The 16,896-nt window shown below is 34.5% G+C and carries 14 protein-coding genes; 10 read left to right on the plus strand and 4 right to left on the minus strand.

Going from position 1 to position 16,896, the window contains the following annotated elements; genetic code table 11:
- The first annotated feature begins 180 nt into the window (after positions 1 to 180).
- The 4 genes from PHR76_RS04765 to PHR76_RS04780 all read left to right on the plus strand — a co-directional run bounded on the left by PHR76_RS04765 (position 181) and on the right by PHR76_RS04780 (position 3,292).
- Positions 181 to 357 carry a hypothetical protein gene (locus PHR76_RS04765; RefSeq protein WP_300059097.1) on the plus strand — a complete coding sequence of 59 codons (177 nt, stop codon included), beginning with the start codon at positions 181 to 183 and terminating at the stop codon, positions 355 to 357.
- Positions 358 to 459: 102 nt separating this feature from the next.
- On the plus strand, positions 460 to 1,818 hold the full coding sequence (locus PHR76_RS04770; protein ID WP_300059098.1) for a rhodanese-related sulfurtransferase: 1,359 nt from the start codon (positions 460 to 462) through the stop codon (positions 1,816 to 1,818).
- A gap of 2 nt (positions 1,819 to 1,820) precedes the next feature.
- Positions 1,821 to 3,062, plus strand: coding sequence for a peptidase U32 family protein (locus tag PHR76_RS04775; protein ID WP_300059100.1), 1,242 nt, complete (start codon positions 1,821 to 1,823; stop codon positions 3,060 to 3,062).
- Positions 3,062 to 3,292, plus strand: coding sequence for a ferredoxin (locus PHR76_RS04780; RefSeq protein ID WP_300059102.1), 231 nt, complete (start codon positions 3,062 to 3,064; stop codon positions 3,290 to 3,292). The genes PHR76_RS04775 and PHR76_RS04780 overlap by 1 nt, the downstream gene beginning before the upstream one ends.
- A gap of 101 nt (positions 3,293 to 3,393) precedes the next feature.
- On the opposite strand, the gene PHR76_RS04785 is transcribed toward PHR76_RS04780, so the two are convergent.
- Both PHR76_RS04785 and PHR76_RS04790 read right to left on the minus strand, forming a co-directional pair.
- Positions 3,394 to 4,338 (minus strand): hypothetical protein, encoded by a 945-nt coding sequence (locus tag PHR76_RS04785; RefSeq protein WP_300059104.1) that lies wholly within the window; start codon positions 4,336 to 4,338, stop codon positions 3,394 to 3,396.
- A 209-nt stretch (positions 4,339 to 4,547) separates the two neighbouring features.
- Positions 4,548 to 5,288, minus strand: a complete 741-nt coding sequence (locus PHR76_RS04790; protein WP_300059106.1) for a glycosyltransferase family 2 protein — start codon at positions 5,286 to 5,288, stop codon at positions 4,548 to 4,550.
- A gap of 172 nt (positions 5,289 to 5,460) precedes the next feature.
- On the opposite strand from PHR76_RS04790, the gene ricT reads away from it, so the two are divergent.
- The 5 genes from ricT (at position 5,461) to PHR76_RS04815 (ending at position 10,912) form a co-directional block, all read left to right on the plus strand.
- On the plus strand, positions 5,461 to 6,630 hold the full coding sequence (gene ricT / locus PHR76_RS04795; RefSeq protein ID WP_300059108.1) for a regulatory iron-sulfur-containing complex subunit RicT: 1,170 nt from the start codon (positions 5,461 to 5,463) through the stop codon (positions 6,628 to 6,630).
- A complete protein-coding gene (locus tag PHR76_RS04800) occupies positions 6,614 to 7,099 on the plus strand; it encodes a gliding motility lipoprotein GldH (RefSeq protein ID WP_300059110.1) in 486 nt (161 codons plus the stop codon). Before ricT ends, PHR76_RS04800 begins: the two co-directional genes overlap by 17 nt.
- Before the next feature lie 5 nt (positions 7,100 to 7,104).
- Positions 7,105 to 9,384, plus strand: a complete 2,280-nt coding sequence (locus PHR76_RS04805; protein WP_300059112.1) for a transglycosylase domain-containing protein — start codon at positions 7,105 to 7,107, stop codon at positions 9,382 to 9,384.
- An 84-nt stretch (positions 9,385 to 9,468) separates the two neighbouring features.
- A complete protein-coding gene (locus tag PHR76_RS04810) occupies positions 9,469 to 10,167 on the plus strand; it encodes a CoA transferase subunit A (protein WP_300059114.1) in 699 nt (232 codons plus the stop codon).
- Positions 10,168 to 10,255: 88 nt separating this feature from the next.
- Positions 10,256 to 10,912, plus strand: a complete 657-nt coding sequence (locus tag PHR76_RS04815; RefSeq protein ID WP_300059116.1) for a CoA transferase subunit B — start codon at positions 10,256 to 10,258, stop codon at positions 10,910 to 10,912.
- A 465-nt stretch (positions 10,913 to 11,377) separates the two neighbouring features.
- On the opposite strand, the gene PHR76_RS04820 is transcribed toward PHR76_RS04815, so the two are convergent.
- Positions 11,378 to 11,779: a hypothetical protein gene (locus tag PHR76_RS04820; RefSeq protein ID WP_300059118.1), complete on the minus strand. Its 402-nt coding sequence runs from the start codon at positions 11,777 to 11,779 to the stop codon at positions 11,378 to 11,380.
- Between the two features lie 12 nt (positions 11,780 to 11,791).
- Positions 11,792 to 13,480 carry an ABC transporter ATP-binding protein gene (locus PHR76_RS04825; RefSeq protein ID WP_300059120.1) on the minus strand — a complete coding sequence of 563 codons (1,689 nt, stop codon included), beginning with the start codon at positions 13,478 to 13,480 and terminating at the stop codon, positions 11,792 to 11,794.
- Positions 13,481 to 13,617: 137 nt separating this feature from the next.
- On the opposite strand from PHR76_RS04825, the gene PHR76_RS04830 reads away from it, so the two are divergent.
- Positions 13,618 to 16,896, plus strand: coding sequence for a S8 family serine peptidase (locus tag PHR76_RS04830; RefSeq protein ID WP_300059122.1), 3,279 nt, complete (start codon positions 13,618 to 13,620; stop codon positions 16,894 to 16,896).

The following is a 16,896-nucleotide window of genomic DNA, read 5'->3' on the forward strand; positions in this document are numbered from 1 at the left end:
TTTATTCTATTTTTCGTTGGGTTTAATTAAATATTTTGGTTTTTAATATTAATAAATTGGTTTGTCAACTATAAATTTTTTGATAAATTAAACTAAAGTTAGGTATTGTATTTACGAAAAATGTATAAAACTCTAAAACAATTTCAACCTTCATTAGTTGTTTAATGTATTCAATGTTTTTTGAATTTCAGCACTTCAATCAACCTATATTACTTTGTGTACGGTTGGCTTTGTGCTATTTCTCCGATAATTTATGCCTCCCAATCGACCAGTATACTTGAAGCGATTATTGGCGTTTTATTTCCAACTGTTTTATTGGGTTATTTAATTGCAGATGCGACTTCAAGAAAAGAGTAAGCAAAGTCAGCTTACCTAAATTACTCCTTTTTTTATATCTTTGCACCGAATTCTTCCATTTAGAACTCAACGATATATTTACTCACTCAAAATGTTTATAGCATGCAACTGTACAACACAATGCGAGCAGAGGAAAGAGCCGAGCTTATTGACCAAGCTGGCAAACAACGATTGACGTTGTCTTTTTATGCCTACGCCAAAATTGAAGACCCAAAAAAATTTAGAGACGATTTATTCTTAGCCTGGAATCCATTGGATGTCTTAGGCAGAATTTATGTTGCTCACGAAGGAATTAACGCTCAACTTTCGCTTCCGGCAGATTCGTTCTATGATTTTAAAGAAACACTTGAAATCTACCCTTTCATGCAAGGAATCCGACTCAATATTGCACGCGAGCAAGACGATCATTCCTTCTTAAAATTAACCATAAAAGTTAGACATAAAATTGTTGCAGACGGATTAGACGATTCCTCTTTTGATGTAACAAACAAAGGAATTCATCTAAGAGCAAGGGAATTTAACACGCTTTTAGACGATCCAAATACGATTGTTGTTGACTTTAGAAATCACTACGAAAGCGAAATCGGTCATTTCAAAGGAGCCATTACGCCCGACGTGGACACTTTTAGAGAGTCACTTCCACTGATTGAAGAACAATTAAAAAACTTTAAGGAAGATAAAAACTTGTTGATGTATTGTACGGGCGGAATTCGATGCGAAAAAGCCAGTGCATTTTTTAAACACAAAGGGTTTAAAAACGTCTATCAACTAGAAGGCGGAATCATCGAATATGCCAAGCAAATTGAACAAGAAGGTTTAGAAAGTAAATTCATCGGGAAAAACTTTGTGTTCGACCACCGTTTAGGCGAACGTATCACTCAAGATATCGTTTCTCAATGCCATCAATGCGGAAAACCTTGTGATAATCATACAAATTGTGTGAACGATGGTTGTCATTTGTTGTTTATTCAATGTGACGAATGCCAAGAAAAAATGGAGAATTGCTGCTCATCAGCATGTCAGGAAATAACACATTTGCCTTTAGCAGAACAAGTTAAATTACGTCAAGGCATCCAAAAAGGAAATATGATTTTCAAAAAAGGGAAATCTGCTGCTTTAAAATATAAACATTCTGGCGAATTAAGCGATTTATCGTTGGCTATTGCAGAAAAACCAAAGCCCATTCGCGAACGTATCAAACAGAAAAAAGTATTGGTTGGAAAAGCCCAACATTATTACACTAAAGCTCAAGTGGGATTGTTCTTAATAGAAAACCAACAAGTAACTATTGGGGATAAAATTCTTATTTCTGGTCCAACAACAGGAAACCAAGAACTTATTTTAGATAAAATAGTGGTGAATGGAACGGAAAATACCGTGGCTAAACCGGGTGATAAATTGACTTTCTCTGTTCCTTTTCGGATAAGGTTATCAGATAAATTATTTAAAATACTTTCGTAGTTATGACCAGATCCGGAAAAATAGAGCTCATGGCTCCTGCAGGAAATTTTGAATCATTACAAGCTGCTTTAGACAATGGTGCCGATTCAATCTACTTTGGCGTGGAACAACTCAATATGCGGGCTCGAGCCACCATTAATTTTACAATGGATGATTTAACTGAAATTGCCAAACGTTGTAGTGCCAAAAATGTTCGAACCTATCTTACCTTAAATACCATTATTTACGATCACGATATTTCAGTGGTAAAAACTCTTTTAAACAAAGCCAAAGAAGCCGGAATTACTGCGGTTATTGCTTCAGACCAAGCCGTAATTGCATCAGCAAGAGCAATTGGTGTGGAAGTTCATATATCAACACAATTGAATGTGACAAATGTAGAAACCGTAAAATTTTACAGCCTATTTGCAGATACGATTGTTTTATCTCGCGAATTAAGTTTGAGACAAGTCAAAAAAATAACGGAGCAAATTGAAAAAGAACAAATTAAAGGACCGAGTGGCAATTTAATTGAAATCGAAATTTTTGGCCACGGAGCCTTGTGCATGGCCGTTTCTGGAAAATGTTATTTGAGTTTGCATTCACACAATTCTTCTGCAAATCGTGGAGCATGTAAGCAAAACTGTCGGAAAAAGTATACCGTTATTGACCAAGAATCTGGTTTTGAAATCGAAATTGATAACGAATACATGATGTCGCCCAAAGATTTATGTACACTAGATTTTTTAGACCAAGTGATCGATTCAGGAATTAAAGTATTGAAATTAGAAGGTCGTGGCCGTGCTCCTGAATATGTTGCAATGGTCACTAAAACCTATCGTGAGGCAATCGATGCCTACTATGAAGGCACTTTTACACCCGAAAAAATTACGGGTTGGATGGAAGATTTAAGTACGGTTTATAACCGCGGATTTTGGTCTGGTTATTATTTAGGTCAAAAATTAGGCGAATGGAGTGCCAATCCAGGCTCAAATGCAACACAGAAAAAAGTATATGTGGGCAAAGGCGTTCATTTTTTTCCAAAAGCTAGTATTGCCGAATTTAAGATTGAAGCTTACGACATAAAACTGGGAGACAAAATCATGATTACGGGTCCGAGTACAGGTGTTCAAGAGTTGGTTATTGAAGAAATGATGGTAAATGATTTAAAATTAGAAAAAGCGTCAAAAGGAGATAGTTGCACGTTAAAACTTCCGTTTAGAGTTAGAAATTCTGATAAATTATATAAAATTGTAGAGCAATAATGGTTATCATCACTTTGCAAAGAGACAAATGTATAGGTTGTAATTATTGTGTGGAAATGGCTCCAGCACAATTTCAAATGTCTAAAAAAGATGGCAAATCCGTTTTGTTGAAATCGGTAAACACGAAGGGATTTTATACTTTAAAATCGCCAAATCATACGCTTGTAGAATCGTGTGAAGCGGCTCAAAAAGCTTGTCCAGTGCATATTATTTCGGTAAAAGAGACTTAAAAACTGCTAATCAACTGAAAAAAACTCGGGATGAATTTTATACTATTAAGCAAAATTAATCAAACATTACCCACCGTTTCAGGCGTTAATAATAATTAAACTTACTCAAATTTCAACAAGCTATTCGTATCATTCTCCTTCTCTATTAAAAAATAAAGAAAAAAAGGAATACACAATATAAAATAAGAAATATCTGCTCTGCTTTTAAAAAAAGTTTCCACAAAACCATGTAGTGACATTTGATAGAAAAAATGCAATATAATTGTAAAAAAAAGTATCATACCACTAAAAAAATATACATCTTCTTTTACTTTACAAAACCAAAAAGTCCCAAATGAAAGTAGAATACAGAACAAACTAAATTCAGTAGGCATCAAATAACCAGATTGAATAATAAACGGATTCATTAGCATAAAATCTGATAAATGATTCCAAATAAATGGCAGAAATGTTAATGCAAAAACAATTATGGCCACAATTCCAATATAAATCGTTTCCAAAAATTTAACCCTAATATCTTTCAGAGCAAAGAGGAATGCTATAATATAAGGAATAACAAAAACATTTCGAGTAGAAAGAAGCAAGCCGATTATTATTCCATTAAAAAACAGCTTCTTAGAGTGTTTCTTTTTAAATGATTCAAATAAATAAACAAGTGAAAATAAAACCAAACTACCGTTAAGAAAAATATTACTTCGCGTCATAACTTCCCAAAGATAAAATGGAGAAATCAAAATTAACAGTAAAAAAATAAATCGGATATGAAATGTTTTTTCTGAATAAATCAAGATAGTATAGAATACAAAAACTCCAAGTACAGAATACCATCCTAACTCACCTATACAATAAAATGGAAAGGCTAATATATAATAAAAAGGCATTGGTCCTGGATGATTGCCCATAGTCGATTTAGCAAAATATACATATTCCCCTTTAAAAAAATTATCCCAAAATGAAGTAATAACACTCCAACGATCAACATTCAAACTTTCAACAGGGATTTTATAAAAAACAAAACCGCTTCCAATAACAAATAAAAAGAGCATCAAATTAATAAACCTTTTTTGAGATGCTACAGGGATGCTAATTTTCTTTCTAAATTTTAGAAAAACGTAAAATAAAGTAATGAGACAAGCGGAAATAAGAAGATAATTAGAAGTAACTCTACTTAGATATTTGACAAAAAAAATAAAATTTATAAATAAAAAGAAGCAAACACTCAATTTAACTTTTATTTTTTGGCTAACGTTTTCCATCAGTTAAATAATGAAGATTTTAGTAAGTTATTTTTATCCAAAAAATATTGAATTGAAGTTTTCATTACACCAATTCCATATTTTAAACTTCTTTTAAAATTAATCGAAGAGGCTTCTTCAAAATATTTTGTTGGACAAGTAATTTCTGCAATTTCAAATCCTTTGTGAAAAATCTGAGCAATAAATTGATTATCAAAAATAAAATCATCCGAATTGGATTGATAATTGATTTGCTCTAAAACTTCTCGATTAAACGCTCGGTAACCCGTGTGATATTCTGATAATTTTTGATTCATCAATACATTTTGAAAAAGTGTTAAAAACCGGTTGGCAATATATTTGTACATTGGCATTCCGCCTTTTAAAGCTCCTTTGCCTAAAATTCTTGACCCAATTACAACAGGATAAACTTCATTTGCGATTAAATAACTCATTGAATGGATTAATTTTGGAGTATATTGGTAATCAGGATGCAACATAATTACGATATCGCCTCCCAATGCTAAAGCTTTGTTATAACAAGATTTTTGATTGCCTCCGTAACCCAAATTTTTATCATGTTTTATGATGTGCTTTATCCCTAATCCTTTTGCGACATCTATAGTATTATCAGAACTATTGTCGTCTACTAAAACAATTTCATCTACAATATCCATAGGAATTTCATCAAAAGTTTTAACTAATGTTCTTGCAGCATTATAGGCAGGTAAGACAACTATTATTTTTTTATTTGATAGCATTAAAAAAAATTAAGGTACTAAATCGCAATTGTTCTTGAATAGTTTTACTTCATTATGAATTTTAGCTTAAAAATGACTTTTCGAATTTCTGTCAAAAAATACTATCTTTACAAACTTAACGTTTAATGTCAGTAGTCCCAATCAAAAGGGGTGACCAATATATATATAAAATATGGCTTGTACAAACTGTTCTACAGGTAGCTCCGATGGTGGAGCTCCCAAAGGATGTCAAAATAAAGGGAGTTGCGGCACCGATAGCTGCAATAAATTAACGATTTTTGATTGGTTAGGAAACATGAGTTTGCCTAACGGACAAGAACCTTTCGATTGTTTAGAAAGTCGTTTTAAAAACGGCCGAAAAGAGTTTTTTAGAAATACCGAAAAACTAACCTTAAGCATTGGCGATGTGGTGGCAACTGAAGCTTCACCAGGTCATGACATTGGAATTGTGACACTTACGGGTGAGCTTGTAAAAGTTCAGATGAAGAAAAAAGGGGTCAATCACAAAAGTCCTGATATTACAAAAGTATATCGAAAAGCCTCTCAAAAAGATATTGATATCTGGAAAGATATGCAAGCTAAAGAAGAGCCCATGAAAGTGAAAGCTCGTGAAATCGCCATTCATCTAAAACTTGAAATGAAAATTTCAGATATTGAATACCAAGGCGATGGCTCTAAAGTTACGTTCTATTATACAGCAAATGACCGTGTGGATTTCCGTCAATTAATTAAGGAATATGCACAGACTTTCAAAACTAGAATTGAAATGAAACAAGTAGGTTTTCGTCAAGAAGCAGCTCGTTTGGGCGGAATTGGTTCTTGCGGAAGAGAATTGTGTTGTTCCACTTGGTTAACCGATTTTAGAAGCGTTAATACGTCAGCAGCAAGATACCAACAACTGTCGCTAAATCCCCAAAAACTAGCTGGCCAGTGCGGAAAATTGAAGTGTTGCTTGAATTATGAGCTAGACACCTATATGGATGCGTTAAAAGATTTTCCTGATTTCGACACAAAAATTGAAACTGAAAGAGGCGTCGCTTACTGTCAAAAACAAGACATTTTTAAAGGATTAATGTGGTATGCTTATGCCGATAATATTGCGAATTGGCATGTACTTCACGTCAATCAAATTAAAGAAATTGTAGCCGAAAACAAACAGAAAAGAAGAATTTCTGCTTTAGAAGATTTTGCTTTAGAAATTGTTCAAGAGCCTAAACAAGATTTCAATAACGCAATGGGCCAAGAAAGTTTAACGCGTTTTGATCAACCCAAGAAAAAGAAAAACAACCAAAATAAAAAAAGAAAACCTAATAATATCATTAGAAGTGATGCTAAAAAATAGTTTTTTTCTGGTTATACTGTTGATTGTTTTTACTTCTTGTGACAAGAATCGTGTATTTGATGAATACCAAGCTGTGGGCCAAAGTTGGCACAAAGACAGCCTTGTTTCTTTTGTCTTTAATCAAAAAGATACGTTGTCAAAACACAACCTTTTTATCACTTTACGGAACAATAAAAATTACCCTTTCAATAATTTATTTTTGATTGTGGAAATAGAAGAACCATCTAAAAACAGTTTGGTCGATACGTTAGAATACCAAATGGCAACTCCAGAAGGAGTTCTTTTAGGCGAAGGAATGACCGATACCAAAGAAAATAAATTGTATTATAAAGAAAACTTTGTGTTTAAAAAACCTGGTGAATACCGAATTAATATTCTTCAAGCCGTTAGAAAAACCGGAAAAATTGAAGGAATTGAAAAATTAGAAGGCGTAACCGATGTTGGATTTAGAATTGAAAAAGCAGAATAAACACTATGGCTCAAAAAAAGAAAATGTCAGCAAAAGATAATAGTTCTTACCAAAAGAAATTCTGGAAAGTTTTTTTCTTGGGATTAGGTGGTGTGTTTTTGTTTTTCATGTGTGCTAATTTCGGATTATTTGGTGCAATGCCTAGTTTTGATGAATTAGAAAATCCAGATTCCAATTTAGCTACCGAAATTATTGCTTCTGACGGAGTAACATTGGGTAAATTTTACCGCGAAAACCGTTCTCCAGTAAAATTTGAAGATTTGCCACAGCATTTAGTTGACGCCTTAATTTCTACCGAAGACGAACGTTTTTATGAACATTCTGGTATCGATGCTCGCGGTACGTTAAGAGCGGCAGTTAGCCTTGGTGCAGATGGTGGAGCCAGTACGTTATCGCAACAACTCGCTAAACTTTTATTTCATGGCGAAGGTTCTCGCTTTATACTTTTTAGATTAGTGCAAAAAGTTAAAGAGTGGATTATTGCTACTAAATTAGAACGTCAATATACCAAAAACGAAATCATTGCTTTGTACCTCAACAGAGCCGATTTTGTAAATACTGCGGTCGGAATTCGGTCTGCAGCCAACGTTTATTTTGGCAAAGAACCCAAAGACCTAGCCATTGAAGAAGGAGCCGTTTTAGTTGGCATGCTTAAAAATCCTTCACTATACAATCCTGTTCGAGAAAAAAGAAAACAATTGGTTTTAGACCGTCGAAATACAGTGCTTTCTCAAATGGTTCGAAATAATTTTTTAGAACCCGCAGCAAAAGATTTGTTAGAAAAAAAACCCATTAAATTAGATTTCAATCCAGAAAGTCATACGGATGGTATTGCAACCTATTTCCGAGAATACTTGCGTGATTATATGAAAAAATGGTGTAAAGAAAACAAAAAACCAGACGGAACAGAATATAACATTTACCAAGACGGGCTAAAAATCTATACCACGATTGATTCGCGTATGCAAAAACATGCAGAAGAGGCTGTGGATGAACATTTAAAAGGCTTACAAGCAGAATTCTTTAAAGCTCAAAAATCAAATAAAAATGCACCTTTTTTTAAGTTAACTACGGACGAAACAGACAAGTTGATGATGCGTGCAATGAAAAATTCGGAACGCTGGCGTTTGATGAAAAATCAAGATAAAAGTGAAGAGGAAATCATCAAATCGTTTAGTGAAAAAACCGATATGCGTATTTTTACTTGGAAAGGTGATCGCGATACCATTATGTCTCCCATCGATTCTATTCGCTATTACAAACATTTTTTACAAACCGGAATGATTTCTATGGAGCCACAAACGGGACATGTAAAAGTTTGGGTGGGTGGAATTAATTATAAGCATTTTCAATATGATCATGCCGGACAAGGTGCAAGACAAGTGGGTTCTACCTTTAAACCATTTGTATATGCCACGGCCATTGAACAACTCAACATGTCGCCTTGTGATTCAATTGTCGATTCTCCTTTTACGATTCCGCGAGGTCGTCACAATGTTTCTGAAAGTTGGACACCACGAAATTCTGATGGAAAATACCGCGGAATGATTAATTTAAAAAAGGCATTAGCAAATTCAATTAATACGGTTTCTGCCAAATTAATTGACCGAACAGGCCCAAAAGCAGTGATTGATTTAACACAAAAATTAGGCGTGACAGCTGATATTCCTGAACAAGTATCCATTTGTTTAGGAGCGGTTGAAATTACGGTAGAAGATATGGTTGCTGCCTTTAGCACTTTTGCCAATAAAGGAATTTATATCAAACCGCAATTAATTACCCGAATTGAAGATAAAAACGGAAATAGTATTTTCGAAACTATTCCAGAAACACACGATGTGCTTAATCAAGACATTGCTTATGCAGTAATTAAGCTTATGGAAGGAGTAACCGAAGAAGGAACTGGAACTCGTTTACGTTGGGGCGGAGCAGGATTTACCAAATATAAATATCAATTTACAAATCCAATTGCAGGTAAAACAGGAACAACACAAAACAATTCAGATGGATGGTTTATGGGAATTGTGCCTAATTTATGTACCGGTGTTTGGGTAGGATGTGAAGACCGTTCCGCCCGATTTAGAAGTACCGCAATGGGACAAGGTGCTACGATGGCTCTGCCTATTTGGGGATTGTATATGGACAAGTGTTATAAAGATGACAAACTCAATGTTTCCAAAGAACCATTTGAACGGCCTGAAAATATTTCAATCAAAGTAGATTGTTGGAAAGCAGTGAAAGATACGTTAGACTTTGATCAAGATGTAGATGAGTTTAATTTTTAAAATGATTTAAACACAAATAAATAAAAAGGACTTTGTATAAAGCTCCTTTTTTTTATACCTTTAAAATTCGAAATAAATTCAATTATGATTACAAGAAAAGTAAATTCGGTAGAAGAAGCAGTAGCTGGAATTTCCAATAATATGACCATTATGCTTGGCGGTTTTGGCCTTTGCGGAATTCCTGAAAATAGTATCGCCGAATTAGTAAAAATGGGCGTTTCTAATTTAACTTGTATTTCTAATAATGCCGGTGTGGACGATTTTGGATTAGGTCTTTTGCTACATAAGAAACAAATTAAAAAAATGATTTCTTCTTATGTGGGAGAAAATGCCGAATTTGAACGTCAAATGCTTTCTGGTGAATTGGATGTGGAATTAACTCCACAAGGAACGTTGGCCGAAAAATGCCGAGCTGCTCAACATGGAATTCCTGCTTTTTTTACACCCGCAGGTTATGGCACCGAAGTAGCTGAAGGCAAAGAAACGCGTGAATTTAATGGTAAAATGTATGTGATGGAAGAAGCCTATAAAGCTGATTTTGCCATCGTAAAAGCATGGAAAGGTGACGAAGCGGGAAATTTAATCTTTAAAGGAACTGCTCGAAATTTCAATGCGTGTATGGCTGGTGCGGCAAAAATTACGATTGCGGAAGTAGAAGAGTTAGTTCCAGCGGGAACATTAGATCCAAATCAAATTCATATTCCTGGAATTATGGTAAATCGTATTTTTCAAGGTAAGAAATTTGAAAAAAGAATTGAACAACGTACCGTTAGAAAAAAATAAATTTGAAAATGTGATAATTTGAAGAATTGAAAATGAAATTTTAAAACCCATTTTCAAATTTTCAAATTTCCAAATTAACTCAACAATCATGTTAACAAAAGAAGATATAGCAAAACGAATTGCAAAAGAAGTCAAAGATGGTTACTATGTAAACCTCGGAATTGGGATTCCTACCTTGGTGGCCAACTTTGTGCGAAACGATATTTCAGTTGAATTTCAATCTGAAAATGGCGTTTTAGGCATGGGACCTTTCCCTTTTGAAGGAGAAGAAGATGCCGACATTATCAATGCTGGAAAACAAACCATCACCACTTTACCAGGAGCAAGTTTCTTTGATTCTGCATTTAGCTTTGGTATGATTCGCAGTAAAAAAGTTGATTTAACCATTCTTGGTGCGATGGAAGTTTCAGAAAACGGCGATATTGCCAATTGGAAAATCCCAGGAAAAATGGTTAAAGGAATGGGTGGAGCAATGGATTTAGTGGCCTCTGCAGAAAATATAATTGTTGCCATGATGCATGTGAATAGAGCTGGAGAAAGTAAACTTTTGAAAAAATGCTCTTTACCATTAACAGGTGTTGGTTGTGTCAAAAAAATTGTAACCGAATTAGCTGTAATTGAAGTAACACCAAAAGGTTTCAAATTACTCGAACGAGCACCAGGCGTTTCAATTGAAGACATTCAAAAGGCAACGGAAGGCACATTGATTATAGAAGGGACTATACCTGAAATGATTTTAAATTAAAATAAAAAATGCTTTCTTTGGGAAGCATTTTTTATTTAATCGTTTTTCCACTACTCAAATACTCCAACAAAACTTCATTGGCATTTCCTCTATCTTACCCACAAACTAATTCAAATTAATCTCAAAAACAGTTTATTCAAGTATTCCGAAATTTATTGCACATCGCTATTTCTAACGTATGGGGTTAAGAAAAAATTAAACAAACATGTCTTGATGCAATGGCATTAAAGTTGTGTTTTTTGTTTTCTGAACCTCTTTCAAAAATAGAAAATTTAACTATATGTTACACATGAGCTGCTCGCACCCAATGTCATTAAGTGAAGAGGTATTCATCATGGTTCTGTCATTCCGACGAAGGAGGAATCTCACTAAGTTACTGCTTTTTGCTGGGATTCCTCCTTCGTCGGAATGACAACAAAATCCCTTAACTCACTGACATTGGGCTCGCACTAGCCGGGCATTTTTTTATTTAATCACTTTTCCACTACTCAAATACTCCAACAAAACTTCATTGGCATTTCCAAAAGTTGGATGTTGGTCAGAAACATTCACAACTCTTTTCTTATTCAATTTATAAGTTAAATCAAATTCAGTAGTAAATAAAATTACTGATAAAAATGGATTGTTTATAAATGGTAAAAGTCGATCAAATGCTTTTTCAATGGTATGAATCTCAAATAATTCTTCTTGTTGAAATCTGAATTTTAATTCCAATTTCAATTCATCTTCATCCATAATTGGACGAATGTAAATATTTTTCAATTCTGTATTTCCAATGGTTTTGGCAAAAGTTAATTTCGCAAAAGTGCCGTCAGAAAGACTGTTTTTAAATTGTTCGTAGAAATCGGTAAAAGTATCGGTAAACATAGTTGTTATTTTTTATCCTTTCGGAATCGCGTCAATTAATTTTTTGGTATACTCACTTTTCGGATTGGCATATACTTCATCGGCATCAGCCATTTCTTCAATTTTTCCTTTATTCATCACAATCACTTGGTCGCTCATGTATTTTACTACGGCCAAATCATGTGAAATAAAGATATAAGTAAATCCAAAATTTTCTTTTAATTCATTCAATAAATTCAATACTTGAGCCTGAACAGAAATATCTAAGGCCGAAACCGATTCGTCACAAACAATCAATTTAGGTTGCAAGGCAATGGTTCTCGCAATACCAATTCGTTGCCGTTGTCCTCCAGAAAACTCATGTGGATAACGGTTAAAAAAAGCTTCTCCCAATCCAACTCTATCCAAAATTTCAATAGCTTTTGCTTTTCGTTCTTTATCATTAGCAAATAACCCATGCACTTGCATCGGTTCCATAATTGCTTTTCCAATTGGGATTCTAGGGTTTAGGGAAGAATAGGGATCTTGAAAAATAATTTGAATTTCTTTTCTAAGTTTTCGAATTTCTGTCGTATCTAAATGGGTGATGTCTTTTCCTTTATACAAAATATGACCCGCGGTAGCTTTATCCAATTGCAAAATGGCATTTCCTAAAGTTGATTTTCCACAACCTGATTCGCCCACTAAACCAACTGTTTCCCCTTCATAAATTTTAAAACTGACATCATGAACCGCTTTAAAAGCAACTTTTTTTCCGAATAAACCCATTGTAGAATAATATTCCTTTTCTACGTTTCTGACTTCTAATAAGGGTGGCTGAGCATAGATTAGTGTTTGTGCTTCCTTTCGTTGTGCTTCTGTAACAATGTCATTTACAATTGTTTTTTCCAGAAAATCTTGAATCGTTGGCAATCTTTTTAAGCGAAAATCCAAAGAAGGACGAGAAGCAATTAAAGCTTGCGTATAAGTATGCTGTGGGTTTTCAAAGATTTCTTTGGCTAATCCTTGCTCGACAATTTCTCCTTTATACATTACTAAAACACGATTGGCAATTTCTGAAATCAAAGATAAATCATGCGAAATAAACAAGATACTCATCTTTGTTTCGGTTTGCAATTCCTTTAACAACTGAATAATTTCTTTTTGAACCGTGACATCTAATGCGGTTGTGGGTTCATCGGCAATTAAAATTTTAGGTTTACAAGCAATCGCCATCGCAATCATGACGCGTTGTTTTTGTCCACCCGAAATTTGATGTGGGTATTTTGAATAGAGTTCTTCAGGATTGGGTAATTTCACTTTTTCAAAAAGCGACAAAACCTCTTGTTTTACTTTTTTTGAATCTAATCCTGTGTGTTGATGTAAAATTTCTGCTACTTGAGAGCCACATTTCATCGACGGATTGAGTGAACTCATCGGTTCTTGAAAAATCATGGCAATTTCGTTTCCTCTAATTTGCTGAAACTTTTTTTCTGAAATAGTCGTCAATTCATTTCCTTCTAAAACAATCGAACCTTTAGATATTTGAGAAATTACTTTTGGTAATAATCCCATAATGGCAAGGGAAGAAACTGATTTTCCTGAACCTGATTCGCCCACAATTCCCAAAATTTCATTTTCAAATAAATCGTATGATAAATGATGAACCACAGGAACAAATTCTTTTTCTCTTTTAAAAGAAATCGTCAGGTTCTTAACAGAAAGTAAGGCTTGCTTATTCATGACCTAAAATTACTCGATTTTTTTAAATTTCATCTGAAAATTCGTGTTTTTAATATGTTATTTAATTCGATGAACGATAATTTCTCTCTTAAAAACAATCATTATTTCCTATCTTTGAGTGATTTAAAAAAAAATTGATGAAAAAAAATGTTGTTTATATAAAAATCATCCTTCTTGCGGTGTTTTTTTCTGTGTTGCCATTTGCTTCTTTTGCACAAACAGAATCACAAAAAAAAGAAATTTTGGCACAATATGACTTGGCTAAAATAAAAGCCCTTCAACAAGAATTTACTCAAAAAGCAAAAGCGGAAAAGGAAAAAACCTTGGCTGCTGCACGAGCAAATCAATGGGAAATTTATAAATTTAATCCCGATGGAACGTTTGATGAATTAATGGGATTATTTCCTGACGGAAGTCCGAAATACCTTGCCTTAGACAATGTAAATGCCGCTAAATCTACACGGGCAAACCATTTAAATTCTGGAGGAAGTCTCGGATTAAATTTGAATGGACAAAATATGGTAGGTGGTGTTTGGGATGGTGGTCCTGTTCGAACTTCACATCAAGAATTTGGCGGACGTGTTGTCATTGGTGATGGAGCTACTATTTTAAATTCCAATAGTTTTCATGGAACGCATGTTACAGGAACCGTTACAGCTACTGGTGTACAGGCCGATGCAAAAGGAATGGCAAATCTAGCAACCGTTAAAACCTTTGATTGGAATTTTGATGAAATTGAAGTATTAGCCGAAATTCAAAACGGATTGCTCTTGTCAAATCATTCGTATGGAGTTCCAATTGCTAATGTATCAAGTCCTTGGTATATGGGAGCTTATTCTGAAGATGCTAGAGCTTGGGACGAAATTCATTATGTTTCACCTTATTATTTAATGATTGTTTCTGCAGGAAATGATGGCGGAAACACCAATCCAAGTCCGACTACAGTAGGTTTTGACAAATTAAACGGGAATAAAAACGGGAAAAACAACCTAGTGATTGCCAATGCATTAGATGCATTAGTGGATGCTGCGGGGAATCTTCAGTTAGTGAATATCAATAACGGTAGTAGTCAAGGGCCAACAGACGATTTTAGAATTAAACCAGATATCGCCGGAAATGGAACTGGTCTTTATTCTACTACAAGTACTGGAGATACAAATTATACTACTTTGTCGGGTACTTCCATGGCGAGTCCGAATGTGATGGGAACACTATTGCTTGTTCAGCAACATTTTAATAATGTGAATCAAAAATTTATGCGTTCTTCCACCTTAAAAGCATTGGCTTGTCACACCGCCGATGATGCAGGAAATGCTGGCCCAGATGCAAAATTTGGTTGGGGATTGCTCAATGCCAAAGCAGCTGCCAATGCCATTACGAATAACGGTTTAAATACTTGGATTTCAGAAGAAAGTTTAAATAACAATCAAAGTTTTACAATGACTGTCAAATCAACTGCTGGGGCACCATTAGTCGCCACTATTTGTTGGACAGACGTTCCGGGACTAGCAAATTCAGGCATTTTAAACAATGTAACGCCGGCTTTGGTCAATGATTTAGACATCCGAATTACACAAGGTGGAGAAACTTATTATCCATGGCGATTGCTTCCAAACGCCACTTCATTAGCGGTTAGAAATGGCGATAATTTTGTGGATACGGTAGAAACAATTAAAATTGACAATGCAAACGGTGGAGATTATACCATAACTATAACTCATAAAGGAACTTTAGTTGACAATGAACAAGCTTTTGGATTAGTAATTTCAGGTATTAATTCTACTTTTGGAATGATTCCTCTTGGCTATAATCAAGTAAAATGTTCCAATGAGGAAGCTACTTTTCCTTTTAATTTAACGGGTAATGCTAACGCAAATGTTACGTTGTCTGTCGTAAACGCTCCAGCTGGGGCAACTATCAATTTTAGTACCAATCCGTTAAGTTCAAACGGTCAATTCACGATGACCGTTTCTAATTTATCCAATGTGATTCCTGGTAATTATGCTATTGGGGTTGTGGGAACAAATGGAACAGAAACTGAAACACGTTATGTAAACCTGCGAATTTTGAGTAATGAGTTTGGCCCAATTACCGCTATTTATCCAAGCAATGGACAAAAAACATTACCTGCAACTTTTAATTTAACTTGGCAAGCCGACCCAAATTCAGAAAATTACATGGTAGAAGTGGCTACCGATTTTGACTTTAATTCAATCATTATCTCCGAAACCACGCAAAACACGAGCCTTTCGATTTCGAATTTAATGAGTAAAACCGTTTATTATTGGCGAGTTAAACCAAGTAACCAATGTGGGTTTGCAACTAATTTTGCTGTTGCAAGCTTTCAAACTGGGATTTTAAATTGTCAAAATCAATTTATAGGAACCGATCTTTCTGATGCAACGATTGGAAATGTAGCCAATTCTTTAGCTTCAATTCCGGTTACCGTTTCTGGTGGATTTGTAATTGGCGATGTAAATGTTTCCCTTGCCATTACGCACACATGGGTTCAAGATATGACAATTTATTTGGATGGTCCAGCAGCAATTGGAAGCCCTAGAATTATCTTGTTTCAAGAAGCTTGTGCTGGCGAAGACGATATTGACGCAGTTGTAGACGATGCCGGAGGCGAAGTACAATGTACGGTAAACCCAACTCCCGCTATCGTAGGGACCGTTAAACCCGTTCAGTTTTTAAGCTCATTAAACGGCTTGAATGCGGATGGGATTTGGAAATTACAAGTTATAGATAATCATAATGGAGATGGTGGAGCCATTACTGAATTTTCTTTGGATTTTTGTAGTGTAAATCCAGTTGCGAATTTAATGACGCTTACAAATACAGGTATAATAACCACGGTTTCTACTGATAAAATTATTTTTAACACCGAATTAAATGCAAATACGCCATTTCAAACCGCAGCAACTCAAAAATACACGTTAGTTACTTTACCAGAACTTGGAATGATCAAAAAAGACGGAATTCCATTAACTTTAGGGAATTCTTTCACGCAAAGTGAAATCAATTTAGGAAAAATAAGCTATGAAAATAGTCAAATTTCTGCTGGAATAGATTCTTTTAAAGTAGATGTTTTGAATAATACTTCAGGCTGGTATCCTAATACAACCGTAAACATTATTATAGAAGAAAACTTAAGTGTTTCCGAAAACACATTGAATTTAGTAAAGATTTATCCTAATCCAACAAAAGGTTTCGTTTCTATTCAATTGCCTTCAGTAGTAAGTGGAGAAAGTAAAATTAGCTTGATTGACATACAAGGAAGAACAATCTTTTCTAAAGAAAACAATCAACAAACTACTCAAATTGATTTAAGTCATTTAACAGATGGCATCTATTTTATTTCTTTAACCTACCAAAATCAAAAAGTAGTTAAAAAAATAATTCTTAAAAAATAG

It is taken from the genome of Flavobacterium sp., from assembly GCF_028689845.1.
Taxonomy (GTDB): Bacteria; Bacteroidota; Bacteroidia; order Flavobacteriales; family Flavobacteriaceae; genus Flavobacterium.